The organism is Citrobacter sp. TBCS-15 (assembly GCF_005280815.1).
Taxonomy (GTDB): Bacteria; Pseudomonadota; Gammaproteobacteria; order Enterobacterales; family Enterobacteriaceae; genus Citrobacter; species Citrobacter werkmanii.
Genome location: NZ_SZWK01000253.1, coordinates 1 through 924 on the forward strand (window position 1 = coordinate 1; position 924 = coordinate 924).

1 protein-coding gene is annotated in these 924 nt (G+C 41.6%); it reads left to right on the top strand.

The window, feature by feature from the left end; genetic code table 11:
• A partial coding sequence (locus FDW96_RS15055) for a hypothetical protein (protein WP_212732910.1) occupies window positions 1-924 on the top strand: 924 nt, incomplete at both ends.

Below are 924 nucleotides of genomic sequence, written 5' to 3' on the forward strand. Positions count from 1 at the left end.
GCTGATATATGGAACGGAGCAGTTGACGGAGCAAAAGGTATTTGGCAAGGCTTAGTTGATTGGTTCAGCGGAATTGTACAAGGTATTCAAAATATCTGGAACGGAATAACAACATTCTTTAGCAATTTATGGACAACTGTTATTGGTGGCGTTCAATCTGTATGGGGCGGAGTAACTGGCTTTTTTAGTGGAATATTTAATGCTGTTAGTTCCGTAGTTTCAACCGTGTTCAGCGCTATCGGTAGCTTTGCTGGCTCAGCTTGGAATGTACTGGTTGGCGTATGGAATGCAGTATCCGGCTTCTTTGGCGGTATATTTAACGCTGTAAAAGGAGTTGTATCTAGTGCTTTTAGCGCAATCGGCAGTTTTGCTTCTAATGCTTGGGGAGTAGTTCGCTCAATATGGAGTGCAATTTCAGGCTTCTTTAGTGGCATATTCAACTCTGTTCGTAGTGTCGTTAGTGGAGTATTTAGTGCCATAGGTAACTTTGCTTCAAACGCTTGGTCAAGAATTTCAGGTGTATTTAGCGGAGTCGGTAGTTTCTTTAGCGGAGTATTCAATGGTGCTAAAAATGCAGTTAATGGAGTGTTCAGCGCTTTTGGTGGTTTCGCTTCTAATGCTTACAACGCAATAACAGGAGTATTTAATGGGCTTGGTAGTTTCTTTAGTGGACTATTTGGAGGAATCAAGCATACGATAGACAGCGTTCTAGGTGGCGTCACAGGTACGATTGAAAAAGTATCAGGATCAATTAATGGTATTGCAGGTAAACTTGGCGGAATGTTCAAAGGTTCTATGGTAGTAGGCTTAACAGATGTTAATTTATCTTCTAGCGGTTACGGTTTGAGCACGAATAGCGTATCAAGCGATAATAGAACTTATAACACATTTAACGTGCAAGGCGGTGCTGGTCAAGATGTTTCT